At 39.1% G+C, this 15,670-nt stretch carries 13 protein-coding genes and 1 pseudogene; 3 read left to right on the plus strand and 11 right to left on the minus strand.

Going from position 1 to position 15,670, the window contains the following annotated elements:
• Positions 1-73 precede the first annotated feature (73 nt).
• A complete protein-coding gene (gene nhaC / locus IGI68_RS02215) occupies positions 74-1,480 on the minus strand; it encodes a Na+/H+ antiporter NhaC (protein WP_438730071.1) in 1,407 nt (468 codons plus the stop codon).
• A gap of 675 nt (positions 1,481-2,155) precedes the next feature.
• On the opposite strand from nhaC, the gene IGI68_RS02220 reads away from it, so the two are divergent.
• On the plus strand, positions 2,156-3,685 hold the full coding sequence (locus IGI68_RS02220; protein WP_438730074.1) for an AMP-binding protein: 1,530 nt from the start codon (positions 2,156-2,158) through the stop codon (positions 3,683-3,685).
• 173 nt (positions 3,686-3,858) lie between these two features.
• Here IGI68_RS02220 and IGI68_RS02225 read toward each other — a convergent pair whose 3' ends face one another.
• From IGI68_RS02225 to IGI68_RS02270, 10 genes and pseudogenes are all read right to left on the minus strand, one after another.
• On the minus strand, positions 3,859-4,263 hold the full coding sequence (locus IGI68_RS02225; protein WP_071874409.1) for an Ohr family peroxiredoxin: 405 nt from the start codon (positions 4,261-4,263) through the stop codon (positions 3,859-3,861).
• A complete protein-coding gene (locus tag IGI68_RS02230) occupies positions 4,247-4,693 on the minus strand; it encodes a MarR family winged helix-turn-helix transcriptional regulator (RefSeq protein WP_438733192.1) in 447 nt (148 codons plus the stop codon). The genes IGI68_RS02225 and IGI68_RS02230 overlap by 17 nt, the downstream gene beginning before the upstream one ends.
• A gap of 165 nt (positions 4,694-4,858) precedes the next feature.
• Positions 4,859-5,749 carry a ribose/proton symporter RbsU gene (rbsU, locus tag IGI68_RS02235; RefSeq protein ID WP_438730078.1) on the minus strand — a complete coding sequence of 297 codons (891 nt, stop codon included), beginning with the start codon at positions 5,747-5,749 and terminating at the stop codon, positions 4,859-4,861.
• 253 nt (positions 5,750-6,002) lie between these two features.
• Positions 6,003-8,021 (minus strand): ABC transporter ATP-binding protein/permease, encoded by a 2,019-nt coding sequence (locus IGI68_RS02240; RefSeq protein ID WP_438733194.1) that lies wholly within the window; start codon positions 8,019-8,021, stop codon positions 6,003-6,005.
• A 256-nt stretch (positions 8,022-8,277) separates the two neighbouring features.
• Positions 8,278-8,415, minus strand: a complete 138-nt coding sequence (locus tag IGI68_RS02245) for a hypothetical protein (RefSeq protein ID WP_273230930.1) — start codon at positions 8,413-8,415, stop codon at positions 8,278-8,280.
• Positions 8,412-8,888 carry an NAD(P)-dependent oxidoreductase gene (locus IGI68_RS02250; RefSeq protein ID WP_438730082.1) on the minus strand — a complete coding sequence of 159 codons (477 nt, stop codon included), beginning with the start codon at positions 8,886-8,888 and terminating at the stop codon, positions 8,412-8,414. Before IGI68_RS02250 ends, IGI68_RS02245 begins: the two co-directional genes overlap by 4 nt.
• A complete protein-coding gene (locus IGI68_RS02255) occupies positions 8,885-9,025 on the minus strand; it encodes a hypothetical protein (RefSeq protein ID WP_273230926.1) in 141 nt (46 codons plus the stop codon). The genes IGI68_RS02250 and IGI68_RS02255 overlap by 4 nt, the downstream gene beginning before the upstream one ends.
• 572 nt (positions 9,026-9,597) lie before the next feature.
• Positions 9,598-10,203: a protein adenylyltransferase Fic gene (gene fic, locus IGI68_RS02260; RefSeq protein ID WP_071874405.1), complete on the minus strand. Its 606-nt coding sequence runs from the start codon at positions 10,201-10,203 to the stop codon at positions 9,598-9,600.
• Positions 10,204-10,517: 314 nt separating this feature from the next.
• Positions 10,518-11,792 carry an APC family permease gene (locus IGI68_RS02265; RefSeq protein ID WP_438733197.1) on the minus strand — a complete coding sequence of 425 codons (1,275 nt, stop codon included), beginning with the start codon at positions 11,790-11,792 and terminating at the stop codon, positions 10,518-10,520.
• Between the two features lie 377 nt (positions 11,793-12,169).
• A pseudogene (locus IGI68_RS02270) lies at positions 12,170-13,879 on the minus strand (endonuclease MutS2); the annotation flags it as partial.
• 371 nt (positions 13,880-14,250) lie between these two features.
• On the opposite strand from IGI68_RS02270, the gene IGI68_RS02275 reads away from it, so the two are divergent.
• Both IGI68_RS02275 and IGI68_RS02280 read left to right on the plus strand, forming a co-directional pair.
• The gene (locus IGI68_RS02275) at positions 14,251-14,907 is read left to right on the plus strand and encodes an ABC transporter ATP-binding protein (RefSeq protein ID WP_438730087.1); all 657 of its coding nucleotides are present in this window, start codon (positions 14,251-14,253) and stop codon (positions 14,905-14,907) included.
• The gene (locus IGI68_RS02280; RefSeq protein WP_273230917.1) at positions 14,888-15,670 is read left to right on the plus strand and encodes an ABC transporter permease; all 783 of its coding nucleotides are present in this window, start codon (positions 14,888-14,890) and stop codon (positions 15,668-15,670) included. Before IGI68_RS02275 ends, IGI68_RS02280 begins: the two co-directional genes overlap by 20 nt.

The raw sequence follows: 15,670 nt of genomic DNA on the forward strand, positions 1-15,670 counted from the left end.
AGCCAATTGTGTGAGTGGATCTGTATTTTCTCAGAGCAAAACAACTTTTTTCCTCCCTTCTTCACTACCTGATTTATTTTGCACCAAAAAATTTCTTACTAGGAGTCCCATCTGTATAGCTCACACCTATTCCAGTAATGGCACTAAGCATGGAAAAGATGGGCGAAAGCAGGCTAAAGAAAACGAATGGTAAATAGGTGATGGTTGGAATACCAAAGGTTCCCGCCACAAAGCTGCCCGCAATCCCCCACGGAATTAAGTAATTCATCACCGTTCCGCCATCTTCTAATGAGCGACTTAAGACGACTAAATCGATGTGGTATTCTTTGTAGACTTGCTTGAAAGCATTACCGGGTAAAATAACCGATAAAAATTGCTCACCAATAAATAAATTCACTCCAATTGATGTCAACAGACTCGCAATAATGACTCCTGATGTCCTTTTTAATTGATGAGCCACAACATTCATCACTGCCCCAATCAAATTGGTTTCCATTAACAATCCGCCTAAAGATAATGTTAACAGAATCAGAGAAACGGTCGGCATCATACTGGCTATTCCTCCACGCGACAGCAGTAGATCAATGGCTCGATTCCCCGTATCGGAGACAAAACCTGATTCGATAAAACTAGCAATTTGAATAATCGGCGTTTCGGGCGTTTGAACAAGAATAAAAATAATGCCGATACCGATATTCAATAAAAGCGTTAAAATGGCTGGTATTCGACGCCAAGCACAGACAAACATCGTCACGATTGGGAGTAATGCCCACAATGAAATCGTAAAGTGACTTTCTAATACTTGAACAACAAGCTCGATCTCTGCCAAATCAACGGTTCTTTCAGAAATCCCTAGAACTGAAAACAAGAGTAATGAGACAATAAATGCAGGAATGGTAGACCACATCATATTTCGAATATGTTTAAATAAATCAACTTCTGCAATCGCAGCAGCTAAGTTGGTCGATTCAGAGAGCGGCGACATTTTATCACCAAAAATAGCGCCTGAGGCAATGGCACCGACAATCAGTGGCGGATGAATACCTAAGGTTGTCCCGATTCCAAAAAAGGCAATCCCGATGGTCGACATTACCGTAAAGGCGCTACCGACCGCACTTCCGACAATCGCACACACAATAAAGATTGAGGGAACAAACCATTTGACGCTAATCATTTTAAAACCGTAGACCATTAATGTTGGAATAATTCCAGCTTGAATCCACACGGAGATTAAGGCACCGACTAATAAAAAGATAAAAATAGGGATAATACCGGGTTTAATGCCATTCACAATTCCTTCGTTGACACGGTCAAACGGGATGCGTTTGATGACCACATAAAGCAACACGAGTGCAACGGAAAATAAAATCGCAATATTCGGCGTCACTTTTAAAACAATGACACTCAGGGCGATACTGGCAATAATGAAGGTTAAGACAAGACTAGCTTCTAAAATACTTGGTTGACTTTTTTTATTCATTTCTTTCTGCTCCTTTTAGTTGATTGTTTATTCTGCAATCAAAAGGCGATAACGAATCATTCCCCCACAGTTCACTGCGAAAACACCTCCTTGAAATCTTTTTTTACAACGTACTCTTCTTAGAGAACGACTTTTTAACTTTAACAGTTTCGATTCTTTCAAAAAAACAAAAAACGCCCTCGGCTATCGCTAGCTAAGGACGAAAGATACTTTCGTGGTACCACCTTTATTCAAAAACAAAAAAACTGTTTTCCTCTGATTGCTATTTAATTGTCATTACGATGTTGTGTAATTCAGTCATTAAGTATTCATCGATTCACAGCAACATCGACTTTCTGGGCAAGGGACTTAACGCTTACTAAAACAAAGACACAAAAAATGTGTAGAAAACGTGATAACTTCCCTACTATACCAATTCCATAAATAAAAGGCTAGACTTTTCAACGATTTTGTTCCAATCTTCTTTCGATAAGTATCATTGTAAGGATTCGACACTCCTTTTCTATTTTTTAAACTTGTTCGCCGGATGAATTTGTCTATTTTATTACAATTTAAAATAGTGACTTCAACTTATAAAACGGTTTGTTCTTTTTAAAAAAAGATATCAAGAATTACTATTATTATGCTAAAATAGGATTGTCTCATGTTGTTTTTTAGAAGAAAGAAGGAAAATAAATGCCCGAACACACGATGATCCCCTTAAATTTATACAGCAATTATGAAGAGTATGCTCAATCTTTCTCTAATTCCGAGCTCGTTTTTGATGAAATCTTAGTCGCTTTTCCAGAATTAGCATTACGAAGCACTTACCAGAACAGCCTAGAAGTTATTTTACAACGTGCTTATCAATTATCTGCGCTTGGTGTCAGAAAAGGCGATAAAGTGATTCTCTTTAAAAGTCCTAAATTTGATACGTACTTACTTGCCGTTGCTGTTTCCTATTTAGGCGCTGTCCCAGCGATGATTTCGTATCATTTCCCAGCTAAAACAATGGAAATTTTTGGCGAGCGACTTGCCCAGCCATTTATTATTTACGATCAACAAACCGAGCCAGTCATTAAGCAATTAGCTAATTATCCAACTGAGAAACAAATCAGTGTCGCACAGTTATTAGCGACTTCATACGCACCCGTTCCTCAAGAAAAGCTCGCATTAGAGGAGATTTCTTATATTACTCATACTTCAGGCACGACAGGCGTACCTAAACTTATTTGTCATTCTGCCCAGTCGATGGGTTGGCGGACAACCTGGCAACGGGAAGTCTTCGGGAAAATCAAAGAAAAAGGACTACTCGCTTTTCATATTTCTCCCGTGCACTCACGTTTTAATATTGGGATTTCTTCGGCAATGGCGTTTGGTTTTTCTTTGATGCCTTTAGCCAGTCCTAAAGTTGATTCTTTGATTACGATGCTCGAAAAAGAACAACCACTAGCGTTAGAAACCCATCCAAATCATTTTGTTCAGTGGCAAGAAGCAACGAAAAAAGCGCCGCATGCGTTTTCTTCGATTCGTTATTATCATTCCACTTTCGACGCGATTAACAATCAAACGATGGCAGCCTTTTTAACGGCTAGTGCCGCAAATGATCCTGTTTTCTTACAAGTCTACGGTCAAAGTGAATGCGGACCAATGATCTTAAAGAGCCACCGCCTTTCGACTATTCACGAAAATAACGCACGCGATATGGGATTTGGTTTGGGAGAGTTAACGAAAGCACGGATTGTCGATGAGAATGGACACCCCCTTCCAGCCAACACTCCGGGAAATATTCATTTCCGCTCAAAAGGTCGGGCATTAACCTATTTCAAAGAAGATGAACGCTTTACAGAAAATTGCTACGATATTTGGTGGGACAGCGGAGATTACGGCGTGATGAATGAAGAAGGTGCACTTTTCTTAAAAGACCGCCAAGTTGATTTAATCCAATCCATTGATAGTAGCTTAGCGTTAGAAGATTTTTTATTAGACAAACTCGATTTCTTATCAGAAGTCGTGATTGTGAAAGATAAAGAACATTACCCACAACCGATTTTGGCACTCGCTGCTGACGCCGAAATGGATTGGGATGCTTGGTGGCAAGCGGTCGAAGACTTGCCTCATTTAAACAAAGCGATTCTTTTAGACTTTGACGCAATTCCCCGGACAGCTACCATGAAAGTCAAACGCCGTAAATTAGAAGCAATGCTTGCGAATTCACTCATATAAAGAAAACAAAAAGGAGCTGTGACGGCTGTCATAGCTTCTTTTTGTGATTTCCTGAATCTCGTACAGATATCTTAAAATAATGTGATTCTAGTTACTTCAGTTCCGATTTTTTTAAAATAAAAAAGAACGAAGGCAATAACTTAGCCTTCGTTCTGTAAAATCTATCTATTCAATTAGACAATCTCAAACGTTACTTTCACATTATTACGAACTGCTTTTGAATAAGGACACACTTCATCCGCTAATTTCACAAGTTCTAATGCGCGTGCTTCTTCTACGCCATCGATTTTAACTTCAAGAACTACTTCAATATGGAATCCTTCGACGTCGTCTGCAAACAAGCTGACCCGAGCGGATACTTCACTTGGATGAACGTCATTTTCTCGTTCCATGACGAGTTCTAGTGCACCATTAAAACAGGCACTATAAGCAGCTGCAAATAACTGTTCTGGATTTGTCGCATTTTCGACCTTTTTGCCAGGGGAAGTCACCTTGTGTTCAAAGAGATGATCCGGTGAATACACTTCACCTTCGCGTCCGCCAGTGTTCGTGATCTTTGTTTCATAAACTTTTTTCATTGCTGATTCCTCCTACTTTTTTTGCTAACTGATTGATTTGATTCAGTAAGTCAAAATAATTTTCCTCATCTTCAGTGACAATAGCCAAACAACTCGTTACCTTCGACAAAATGGCCTCTTTTGACTCCTTTGCCTTAGACGTTAAGCTAACGACGACTTTTCGTTCGTCTGTTTGACTTCGTGCCCGCGTAACAAAACCGTTTTGTTCCATGCGTTTGATCATGGGCGTCAACGTCCCACTATCTAATGATAACGCCTCGCCAATTTCTGTAATACTTCGCTGATCATTTTCCCACAATACGAGTAATGCTAAGTATTGCGTATAAGTCAGATGGTACGGTTCTAACGCTGCGGTATACATTCTCGAAAATTCTTTTTGAGCATTGTAAATCGCAAAACACAATTGTTCACTTACAACTTGTCGAATCATTTCTCTCACCACATCTCCTCTATTTATATTTTACACAATTTAATTTTATAAAACAAGAATTTCGCCTTTTCGACGTAAGAATGAATCAAAAAAATTTTTCTCGCATCCACATATTGCGTTTCTAAATAAAAAAACTCACGATAATCCTACCGTGAGTTTCACCCGTTAAATCATGACGGTGATCGTTGCCGCTAGAATAATGAACCCTAACCCCAAAACCGTCACTTTCATTGCTTTGTTCGTCTTCTTTTGTCCAAGGAAATAAATACCCGTTAATGTTCCGACAACCACTGACGTTTGCGATAAGATAAAACCCGTTGCCAAACCGTTCATGTTGGGTTGTGCGGAGATGAGATACGTGAGGGCTGCAAAAGCAAAAAAGAAACCAGAGATCATTTGCAAATAAGAAACTTTTTCTTTAAAAGGAGAGGTTTCATTTTTTTGCGTTACTGTCAGAAATAGACTATAAAGAGAGGCCACCAAAAGCATTCCAATCGCTTGTGGTAAAAAAGAAGTCATCCCATCGACATTCGTAGCTCGTGGCGCAGCGGAATACGCCCAGTACCCAATCCCACCAACTATTAATAAGAAGACCGCACGTTTTAACCTTGCGCTATCTTGCGCATCTTTCTTTTCTGTCCAGACAGACATTCTCGCACCCATCACAATTAAGACTAAGGCAAAGATTCCAATCAATTTATTCGTCACGCCTGGCCAATTTCCTAGAAAAAAAGCACCCCACAATGACGTCACAAGTAACTGAACAGCAGTCGTAATCGGTAACGCTTTTGAAGTACCGACTAACTCAAAAGATTTAAACGTAATAATTTGTGCCGAGGCCCAGCCAATCCCAGATAACAACGAGAATAGCAAATCTTTTCCTTCAGGCAATGCAGTTTTTGTTGAAAATGAAAAAATCAATGCAAAGACAAAGGTTCCCAATGTCGTCCCTAAAATTTGATTGACCGGACGTCCACCCATTTTGGCTGCCACCGTTGGGAATAATCCCCATCCAATCACTGGACATAATCCAACCAATAATGCTGTTGTATTCACAATCAATTCTCCTCTTTATCGGGGAAACCCATCCATTCTTCTTTTCTCAAAAAAGAAGTTCCAATTGAAAAATATAACACATTTTATCACACTTCTCAATATGAAGCAGACGAACTCAAGCGTCATTATTTCTTGACAACCAACGAGGTTTTCTGAGTGTTTCATTGATGGAAACTTCGCACACTTTCTCATAAAAAAAACGACCCTCTCCATATTAAAGAGGACCGTTTAAAGTACGATGAAATAGGGTTGGTTACTCGTGGCGTAACGCTTCGACAGGATCGAGACGGGACGCGCGAACCGATGGCAAGAGTCCCGCAATCACACTTAGTAAAATACTGATCACCATTCCCATCACGATGAACTGATATTCCACTAAAAAGATGGTCGTACCAAATTGTTGTTCAACTACTCGATTACCAATAATTGACAAGATGTAAGCAAAGCCGACACCAAAACTACCGCTAAAGACGCCAATTAAAAAGGACTCCGAAACAAAAATCCGACGAATATCTTTCTTTCTTCCACCTGTCGCTTTGATCACACCAATTTCTTGCGTCCGCTCCACCACACTGATGTAAAGAACGGTTAGAATCATAATCGCTGAAACAAACAATGATAAGCCAGCAACTCCCGCTAAAATATACGTGAAAATATCGATCATATCCGTAAATAATGTCGCAATGGATTCCATCGCAGATCCCTGGTAACCCAGTGTCTTGATTTCTTCTTTGACACGAGTATTGGCTTGCGCATCTTCTGCTACCAGGTACACAACATTCGGCTGTAACTCGATGTCATTGGCTTGCGCGATGGCTTCAACATCCGCATAATTCATATAAATCGAGTCAAAGACAGCCGTTGGACCGACGGCATCGCTAGAAGCAAAAATCCCACTAATTACCATATCTGTTTTTGTAATGACGCCATCCATCATTAACGTAACGGTGACTTCTTTGCCGATACTGTCTTCACCAATACTATCGGCAATTCCTTGCGTGATTAAGATTTCGCCTTCTTGCGGGAACTCTCCTTCACTCAAGTTTGCCGTCGTAATCATCGAGGACATCGTTATAAAATTCATAAAGGAGCGATAGCGATCGTTATACATAATCGAATTATTTCCTAGTGAAAAAGTCGAATAACCTTTTTCAAGCGATGCTACTCCATCAATGTTCTCTAGGGTTTCTAAATCGGCTTGTTCAAAAGGAACGTTATCATTTCGCATCACAGGACTATTTTGAGCGGGATCCATTGGCATGCCTGTTGGATCCCCTGTGATTTCGCTCGTTGAAGAATTACTTGTTTCTTGTTCTTCTGGTTCCGGCATTCGAACTTCACTGACGACGGGATTCACTTGCTCTTGCATGAGATTCGTTAAATAGGCATTCACACCCGAACCTAAAGAGAGCATCAAAATAATACTCATAATGCCGATACTACCGCCAAGGGCAATGAGGACACTTCTTGAAAATTTCTCCTTCATATTTAAAAAGGCTAATTTCATCGCGGCGAAAAATGATAAGTTCCGATTTTTTGGACGACTCGTTAAACTAAAGCGACTAAGATGTTCTTTTGAATGATACACTTGATTTTCAGGATATTCTTGATCAGAAATGATCGAGCCATCTGCTATCGTCACAATGCGACTCGAACGTGCCGCGACTCTTTCTGAGTGGGTGACCAGTAACACCAATTTGCCACTAGCCGCAATTTCGCTAAAGATTTGCAGGACTTGATCAGCCGTTTCAGAATCTAGCGCGCCTGTCGGTTCATCTGCAATAATAATTTCTGGATCATTCACAAGCGATCGTGCAATCGCGACACGTTGTTTTTGTCCTCCCGATAATTGATTCGGTTTTTTATAGTATTGTTTTTCTAAGCCGACCTCAGCGAGAATTTTCTTCGCTCGTTCAACGCGAATCTTTTTACTGACGTTGGATAAGGTCATGGCTAACGCCACATTTTCCAACACATTTAAATGGGGAATCAGATTAAAACTTTGAAACACAAATCCTATCTTCTCTTTATTGTACATCACTCGTTGGTTTTCATTATACGTTCCAATATTCACACCATCGACGAGTATTTCTCCTTCAAAATCGCGATCCAAACCACCAATCAGATTCATCAACGTCGATTTCCCACTACCGGACTCTCCGATAATGGAGACTAATTCGCCTTTATTAAACGATAAATTAATATTTTTTAGTGCATGAAAACGCAAATCACTACCCGAAAGATAGTACTTATTTACATTTTTTAATGTCATTAAAGCCACGATAACCACTCCTACTCATTCTAAAAAAGCCTGGATTGCTTCCTTCTTATTTTCATGGTGCGTCTTGTTCGAACTTTTGTCAAATGAAAAAGAACCTCATATAGACAATTTTATGATTTGAAGCACTTGTATTGCAACACTCACTGCGCACTAAAAAACGGATTAGATGTTCACTCAATCGATTTGAGATCAAAACTGTATTACCTTTTGGACTAAAATCGATTTTTGTACAGACGTGGTCTCATTCCTAGTATGCCAAGCCTACTGTTTCATTGTGGTAGTCTCCACTTTCGATGGTTTCTAATAAAAAATGTGCTAAATCTTGTCTTGAAATATTTTTCCCACCTTTTGGAACGCCAATCGTCATTTTTCGATAGCTTTTCATAAGCCCCCCTCTGTTAATGAGAGCGGTCGCGCGAGTGTATAATCTAACCCACTTGTCATAATGACCTGTGTTGTCAATCGATGATCATTGATCACGTGTTTATAAAAAAGAGTAAGAATGAAGTTTGTCACCCATGAGAATTCGTTATGAATGCCTGCCGTTGAGAAGGCTACAATCTTAGATACATTGCTTTCTTTTATGCTAGCGACGATTACCTCCGTAAACTTTTGGATTACGTTCGATTGATCATTATCATTGCCACCTAGACAAGATACGACAACATCGTGATCACGCATCGCCGCAGACATTTGGGGGATTGATTCTAAGTTTCCTTGAATAATAGTCAGATTTTCAGCTATTGTTAGCTTTTCCGGTGACCTCACATACGCGGTAATAGGATGTCCCTTTGCTAGCGCCATATTTAGAAAGACAGTACCTATTTTTCCTGTTGCTCCTAAAAGAAAGATTCTCATGTCATTCTCCTTCCATCATACTCAATCGCTTTTTCTAATAATGAATGTATCTCATTTTGCCACTGAGCATCTTGATTGGGCCAATAGTTGGCCTCATTCATTCGTTTTGCCACTGTTTCGATTATCATCTGCTTCATTTCCCCTCACCTTTTGCTAGTATTATACTTCGAAATGTAACGTCCGTCATGAGCAATTTATTTTGTATTAATAGTATATAGAAGTTTCTCAGCAACACATTCCTGTCAAAATAATAAGGGTCAAGCGGAAAATGACATGCATACGACAATAAACAAAAAAGGCATGTCAGTACCTGATACGAATGAGCGATAAAACCCAAAGTATCGTGTATCGACATGACTAACAATGATTAACATTCGCAAAAAATGACAGACCTAGAAAATCATTACACAAACAAGCGCCACTAGACGTCTTTTTGAGTAATGGAAAGACCGAGCAATTGTCTGGCTTCATTTGAGAAAAAAAGAATAGAAGTGATGGTTGATTGATTAAATAATTTTAATTGTTAACAATATGCCATTTTGTATCAATAATTAAAGTTTTTCTTAAAAAAGTGCCTATACAAATCTACTATTTAATACTTGGCAAGCCATGACAGAATAATCGCAAGTTGCTTATTATTCATCCTCGATACTTTGATAAGCAGTTGAGGCACGTGCATCCCCATATTTGTCAATTAACCCACCTACTCTTATAAATCATCTATCGTATATTCAGAATACCCCTCGTAGAAATAGCTGACGTCGATTCCTTTCATATATAACTCGCGATCATCAATCTTATCGGTTAGGGCGTTCGAAATCAAATAGCGTATCTCCAAATCATTAATCGGACTGCGTTCCATTGCCGAAAGATAATCTGATTTATCAATCAAGTTCCAATCGACAACTTTTTGTAATTCCTCTTTTAAAATGATATCCAACCAAATTCTAGTACTCCGGCCGTTTCCTTCTCGAAACGGGTGCGCGATATTCATCTCGACATATTTCTTAATAATTTCTTCAAAAGATGACTGTGGCATTTGATCGATATGCTTCAACGAATGTTCTAGATACATAACCGGCGCAAATCGAAAATTCCCTTTTGCGATATTGACGGATCGAATATTTCCGGCAAACTCGTAAATCTCTGAAAAGAGAAATTCATGAATTTCAGATAAGCCTTTAAAAGTACCAACTTCTATTTCATTTATTTTTCCAGAATCATATAATTCCTTCGCTTTTTGTTTGCTGAGTTTTTCTTCAGTTTTGGCCAACTCGACTTGACTGGTTAAACCCAATTTATTCTCGATAATCATGCGAAATCTCCTTCAATTTTTGACATCAGTTTATGCAACACTCGTAAATCTATTGTACCGCGAATGTAAAAATGCGTCAAAAACGATTAAGTTTCTGACACATTTATTAATAGAGAAGTTCTAAAATTCGTATAGCAAATTTTTGAGTGATTAATGATTTATCGACGAGTTTGTGGAGGGTAAATCGGAAAATGACAAGCGTACGAGAATAAAAAAATCATGTCAATACATGATCAAGCGCCACTAGACGTCTTTTTGAGTGATGGAAAGACCGAGCAATTGTCTGGCTTCATTTGACAAAAAATCTATTGTTACTACTTTTTCCCGTAATAATACACAGGAATCCCTAACAGGGTCAGGCCAATTCCTGAAAGGACAAGTATTGGTTGGGTAACTGTCGTCATGATTAAAATAAATAGTCCACCAAACATCGCAATCAGCGGGGTAATCGGATAGAACGGAACTTTATAAGGCCGGATTAAATCAGGTTGCGTTTTGCGTAAAATAAAGACAGCCGCAAAAATTAATATACTAAAGAACCACATGACAAAGACAAGCATATCGGTTAATAAATCAAAACTACCGATCAGAATCATGCCACAGCCAATACCTAACTGTAAAAAAGCAGACAACAGAGGAACGTAGGTTTTACGCGTTAATTTAATGAACGCCGGACTAAAACGAAAATCATTTTGCATCGCTAACGCATAAGGAACACGGATACCGGTCATCGTATAACCATTTAGCGCTCCATAAACGGAAATCAAAATACCAATTGTAATGACTTTCCCACCAATGGTACCAAATAATACTGCCGCAGCTTCTGACGACGCGTTTAGATTCCCTGCAATTTGATCGACAGGTAGGACTTTTAGAAAAACAAAGTTAATCGCCCAATATATTAACGTGACAAAGCTCAACCCTAAAATAATTGCTTTGGGTAGGTCTCTAACCGGGTTTTTCATTTCTCCTGCGACATTCCCAACATTTAACCAACCATCATAAGCAAACAACGTCGCTAACAAGGCGCTACTAAAGCCCGCCAACCATGACTTGTCTCCACCGATTTCTAGATTGACTAAAGAGACAGTCACTTCTCCCGGTATGAAAAGACCGACAAGGACAATCGCAATAATCGGTAACAATTTAACGACTAAGGTAAACGACTGAACACGAGCAGCCACCCGGGTGCCTAAGAGATTAATCACCGTCACACTGATTGCAGTCATCATAGCTAGAGGAATTAAGAGCTCATTACTTAAACGCAATAAATTAATCAGTTGGGTCGCAAAAATAATACTTAAAGCGGCAATATTAGCTGGAAAGTAAATAATCGACTGGGCCCAACCAAGTAAAAACGCCGGTAATTTTCCATAGGTGACTTCAATGTATTGAATGGCACCGCCCGTTTTTGGAATAGCTGTCGCCAGTTCTGCTACAGTCAAACCACCACAAATGGTTAAAAAGCCTGCGAGTAACCAAGCAAATAATGCTAGTCCTGCTGATTGCGTGTGGGCAACGACGGCGGCTGCCTTGAAGAACACGCCTGCGCCAATTACGGTCCCCATTACCGTCGATAACGCACCCATCAAGGTAATTTCTCGTTTTAGTTTTTTCGTTTCCAACAAATCCCACTTCCTTTTCTTGTTAAAGAGTTAGCAAGAGTATACTTAATATTTCAGAAAATTTCCATTAAAATATTAACAATTCATCCTAAAAGAAAGATTTTCTACCATAATTTGAAGCGAATTATCAAAAAAACACAACAAATCGTTGATGGGGAGTATCAGACAATTCATTTGAGGCACGTCCTTGGGATTCCTTTTATTGGATTGGAAGTCTCTTTGTCCGGCTCATTACTTTCACTAAAATAAAATCACTTCCACTGCTTATTTTCCATTAAAAACGTTTGTTTAGAAGAAAAAAGAAAAGAAAAGAGCGATGACTCTTAACGTCACCACTCCTTCACTTCTTCCTTGACAAAGACAGCTATTTTCTCTTGTTGGTGATCATGATAGATCAATCCAATTTGTTTTGTTTCAGTTAATTCAACGCGATCACCTTTTTGAAAGTGAAAATAAGATTCCTTCGGTTCGCTCTTCATTTTGACTATTTGGTTAAAAACTTTTCGTGTTGTCGTAAAAGCTTCTTTATCAATATATTTTTGGGCTTGGTCGATGACTTTTTTCGAAATGGCCATTTTTTGCGCAATCCATAAGGCTTGACTTTCTCCCACTTCACCCACAATTAAGCGATACAAGGGCTTGAGATTTTCTTGATCAAAGGCCATCGCCGCTGTCACAAAATCCTCGTGTTCTTGAGAGAAGCGTTTGACCTCACCGTAATGAGTCGTTGCAACCACAATCCCACCCTTTTGATAAATCTCTTCCATGATAGCAACCGCTAAAGCAGCCCCCTCATTTGGTTCTGTACCGCTCCCTATTTCGTCAAATAAGACGAGCGTGTGTCGCTTAATCTGTGGCAATAGTTCACTGATATTTTTTAGATGACCTGAGAAGGTACTTAAGGCATCTTCCATATTTTGTTGATCACCGATGTCGACAAAAAGTTGGTCAAAGACGGCAAGTTCCGTGCCTTCTTTCGCAGGCACTTGTAGTCCAATCATTGCCATCAACGTGAGTAATCCAACGGTTTTTAACACTACCGTCTTGCCTCCGGCGTTTGCTCCTGTGATGACTAAACCTCGATACGTTTCTCCTAAATGAAAATCTAAAGGAACCACCTCTCCCGGTAGGAACGGATGACGTCCTGCCAGAAGATGGATACGCTCTTCTTTATTCATTAAAGGTGTGACGCCATTCAATTCGCGACTGTATTTAGCTCGCGCAAAGATGCAATCAAACACTGTGATGGTTTCAATCGCTTGGTCAATCACTCGTTCATTCTCAGCTAAATATCCTGTTAGTTCCGCTAAAACTTGATATTCTTCGATGGTTTCTTCCATTGTTAGTCCATTCAACTGCTCATTTAATTTTGCGACAGCACTGGGTTCGATAAAGACCGTTTGTCCTTTACTTGATTCTTCGATTAACATTCCTGCTACCTTATTCTTATAGCTCGCCTTAATCGGAACGGTATAATGCTCGCCTTTTTTGACGATCATCGCTTCTTGAATCATTTCTTTATTTTTCCCATGGCGAATGAACTTCATTAGTTTATCTTGAATTTCTTTTTGGATTTCCATTTTTCTTCTACGAATTTTAGCTAATTGCGTAGTTGCTGTATCACGTATTTTCTGATTGCTAATTTTGCGATCAATCGCTTCTTCCACTTCAAGCAATTCAGGTAAATAACAACTATAGCTATACAGCAAAGGCGTTTGATATTGATTTTTTTCAAAAAACTTGCGAATGAGACGACTACTTCGTAAAAAATCACCGCATTCGATTAAGTCTCCTGGAGGTAAAATCAACCCTTTCTTGACTTGTTCAGTGAGCAAAGTAATCCGACTCAGCCCCATAAAGGGAACATGTTGCTGACTATCTAAAATCAAGCGTGCTTCTTTCGTTTCCGCTTGGCGTTTATTCACTGTTGCAAGATTATTTTTGGGAAGCCATTCTTCAATGATTGCTTGACTATGCTTGCCAATGGCTTTTTCTTTTATTTTTTGAATCATTTCATTGTACTGTAGTTTCGTTAACGTCGTTTGATTCATTTTTTCTCTTTCCTTTCAAATAAAAAAGAGATACCTCTTTCAAACATCGATTGACTTGTATTTAACCTAGAAAACACAAAAAAAACGATCGTCTACACCATCGCTTGAGCAGTCTATCATCTCATTTGTCGACAGGTATCTTGATAAGCTCGCCAAATAAACCTGCCATTTGCCGTTTTTTCGACGATTCAACTTATAATTTAGATACCGCTGACACTCACAAATTCGTCCCCGTTTCACTAGGTTACATTTTTATTCCCTCACAATTTATCAAGTTTTCACGCCTTTGTCAAATCATTCGAGAGAAACCTTCCCTAAATAAATCAGACAAGGTACAATTAGAGTATCAATGTTTTAAGAAAGGAACGATTATGACTGCTTTATTAACCATTCATCAACTTTCCTATCAAGTAGGAAAACAACACATTTTATCAAACGTCAACTTAACGGTAGAAGCAGGCGATTGGCTGACCATTGGTGGCCCTTCTGGTAGTGGAAAAAGTAGCTTGCTGAAACTGATTGCCTCCTTACAAACACCCACTTCAGGAGCCATTTTATATCAAGGAAAAGCGCAGGATACTTATGAAATCACCACTTACCGGCAAGAAGTTTCCTATTGTTTTCAAAATCCGACCTTATTTGGTGAGACGGTTTATGATAACTTGCTCTTCCCTTTTACGATCCGTCACTTACCGTTTGATCAAAAGAAAGCCGAAGACGCCCTTCAATTAGTCGCTTTAAAACCTGATTTTTTACCTAAAAATATCAATGATCTTTCTGGTGGTGAACGTCAAAGAGTCGCTCTTTTACGAAATTTACTTTTTTTACCTAAACTATTATTGCTCGACGAAGTGACGGTCGGATTGGATAGTGAAAATAAGCAAATTGTGCTAGATTTTCTTGAAAAGATTCACCAAAAAGGCGTAACGTTACTACAAATCACTCATGATGAAAGTGAATTAGCCCACAGTAAAAAAACAATTTGGATTCAAAATGGAGGGATTGTCGATGAACGAGTTAGCCGTTAATAATGCATCTTTGTTTTTTTCCTTTGCGCTGGTTTTAATCGCAGTTTTGATTAGTCAAAAGGAAAAATTAACCTTAAGTAAAGACATTCTCTTGAGTATTTTACGAGCAGTCATTCAATTAACGATTGTCGGTTATGTCTTAAAATATTTGTTCCAAGTTAATAACGTAGTACTGACGGCTTTAATGAGCTTCTTTATTGTCGTGAATGCCGCTTGGAATGCCCATAAGCGTAATCCACATCCAATCAAAAGCTATTGGAATTCCTTATTAGCAATTTTTATTAGCACGTATGTCACGATGGGGGTGCTTGTCTTATCTGGCGCCATTAAATTTATCCCATCTCAAGTGATTCCAATTAGTGGAATGATTGCGAGTAACTCAATGGTCGCGATTGGTCTTTGCTACCGTCATCTCTTTTCAAAATTCCAAGACCAACGGCAACAAGTCTTAGAAAAACTCGCTTTAGGGGCGCCAATCAAACTTGCTTCTCTCCCGATTTTACGAGAGAGTATTAAAACGGCGATGCAACCGACAATTGATTCTGCAAAAACAGTCGGACTTGTCAGTTTGCCCGGCATGATGTCTGGTTTAATCTTTGCAGGAGTTGATCCTGTCCATGCGATTAAATATCAAATCATGGTGACCTTTATGCTGCTTTCAACGACCAGTCTCGGCTCGATAATTGCCGGATATCTTGCCTATAAACACTATTTCAACTCGCACTTACAATTAATTGATACGACTAAAAAAGAGGAGGCATAA

Origin of the sequence: Enterococcus sp. DIV1314a (assembly GCF_051713805.1) — a bacterium.
Lineage (GTDB): Bacteria > Bacillota > Bacilli > Lactobacillales > Enterococcaceae > Enterococcus_I > Enterococcus_I aquimarinus.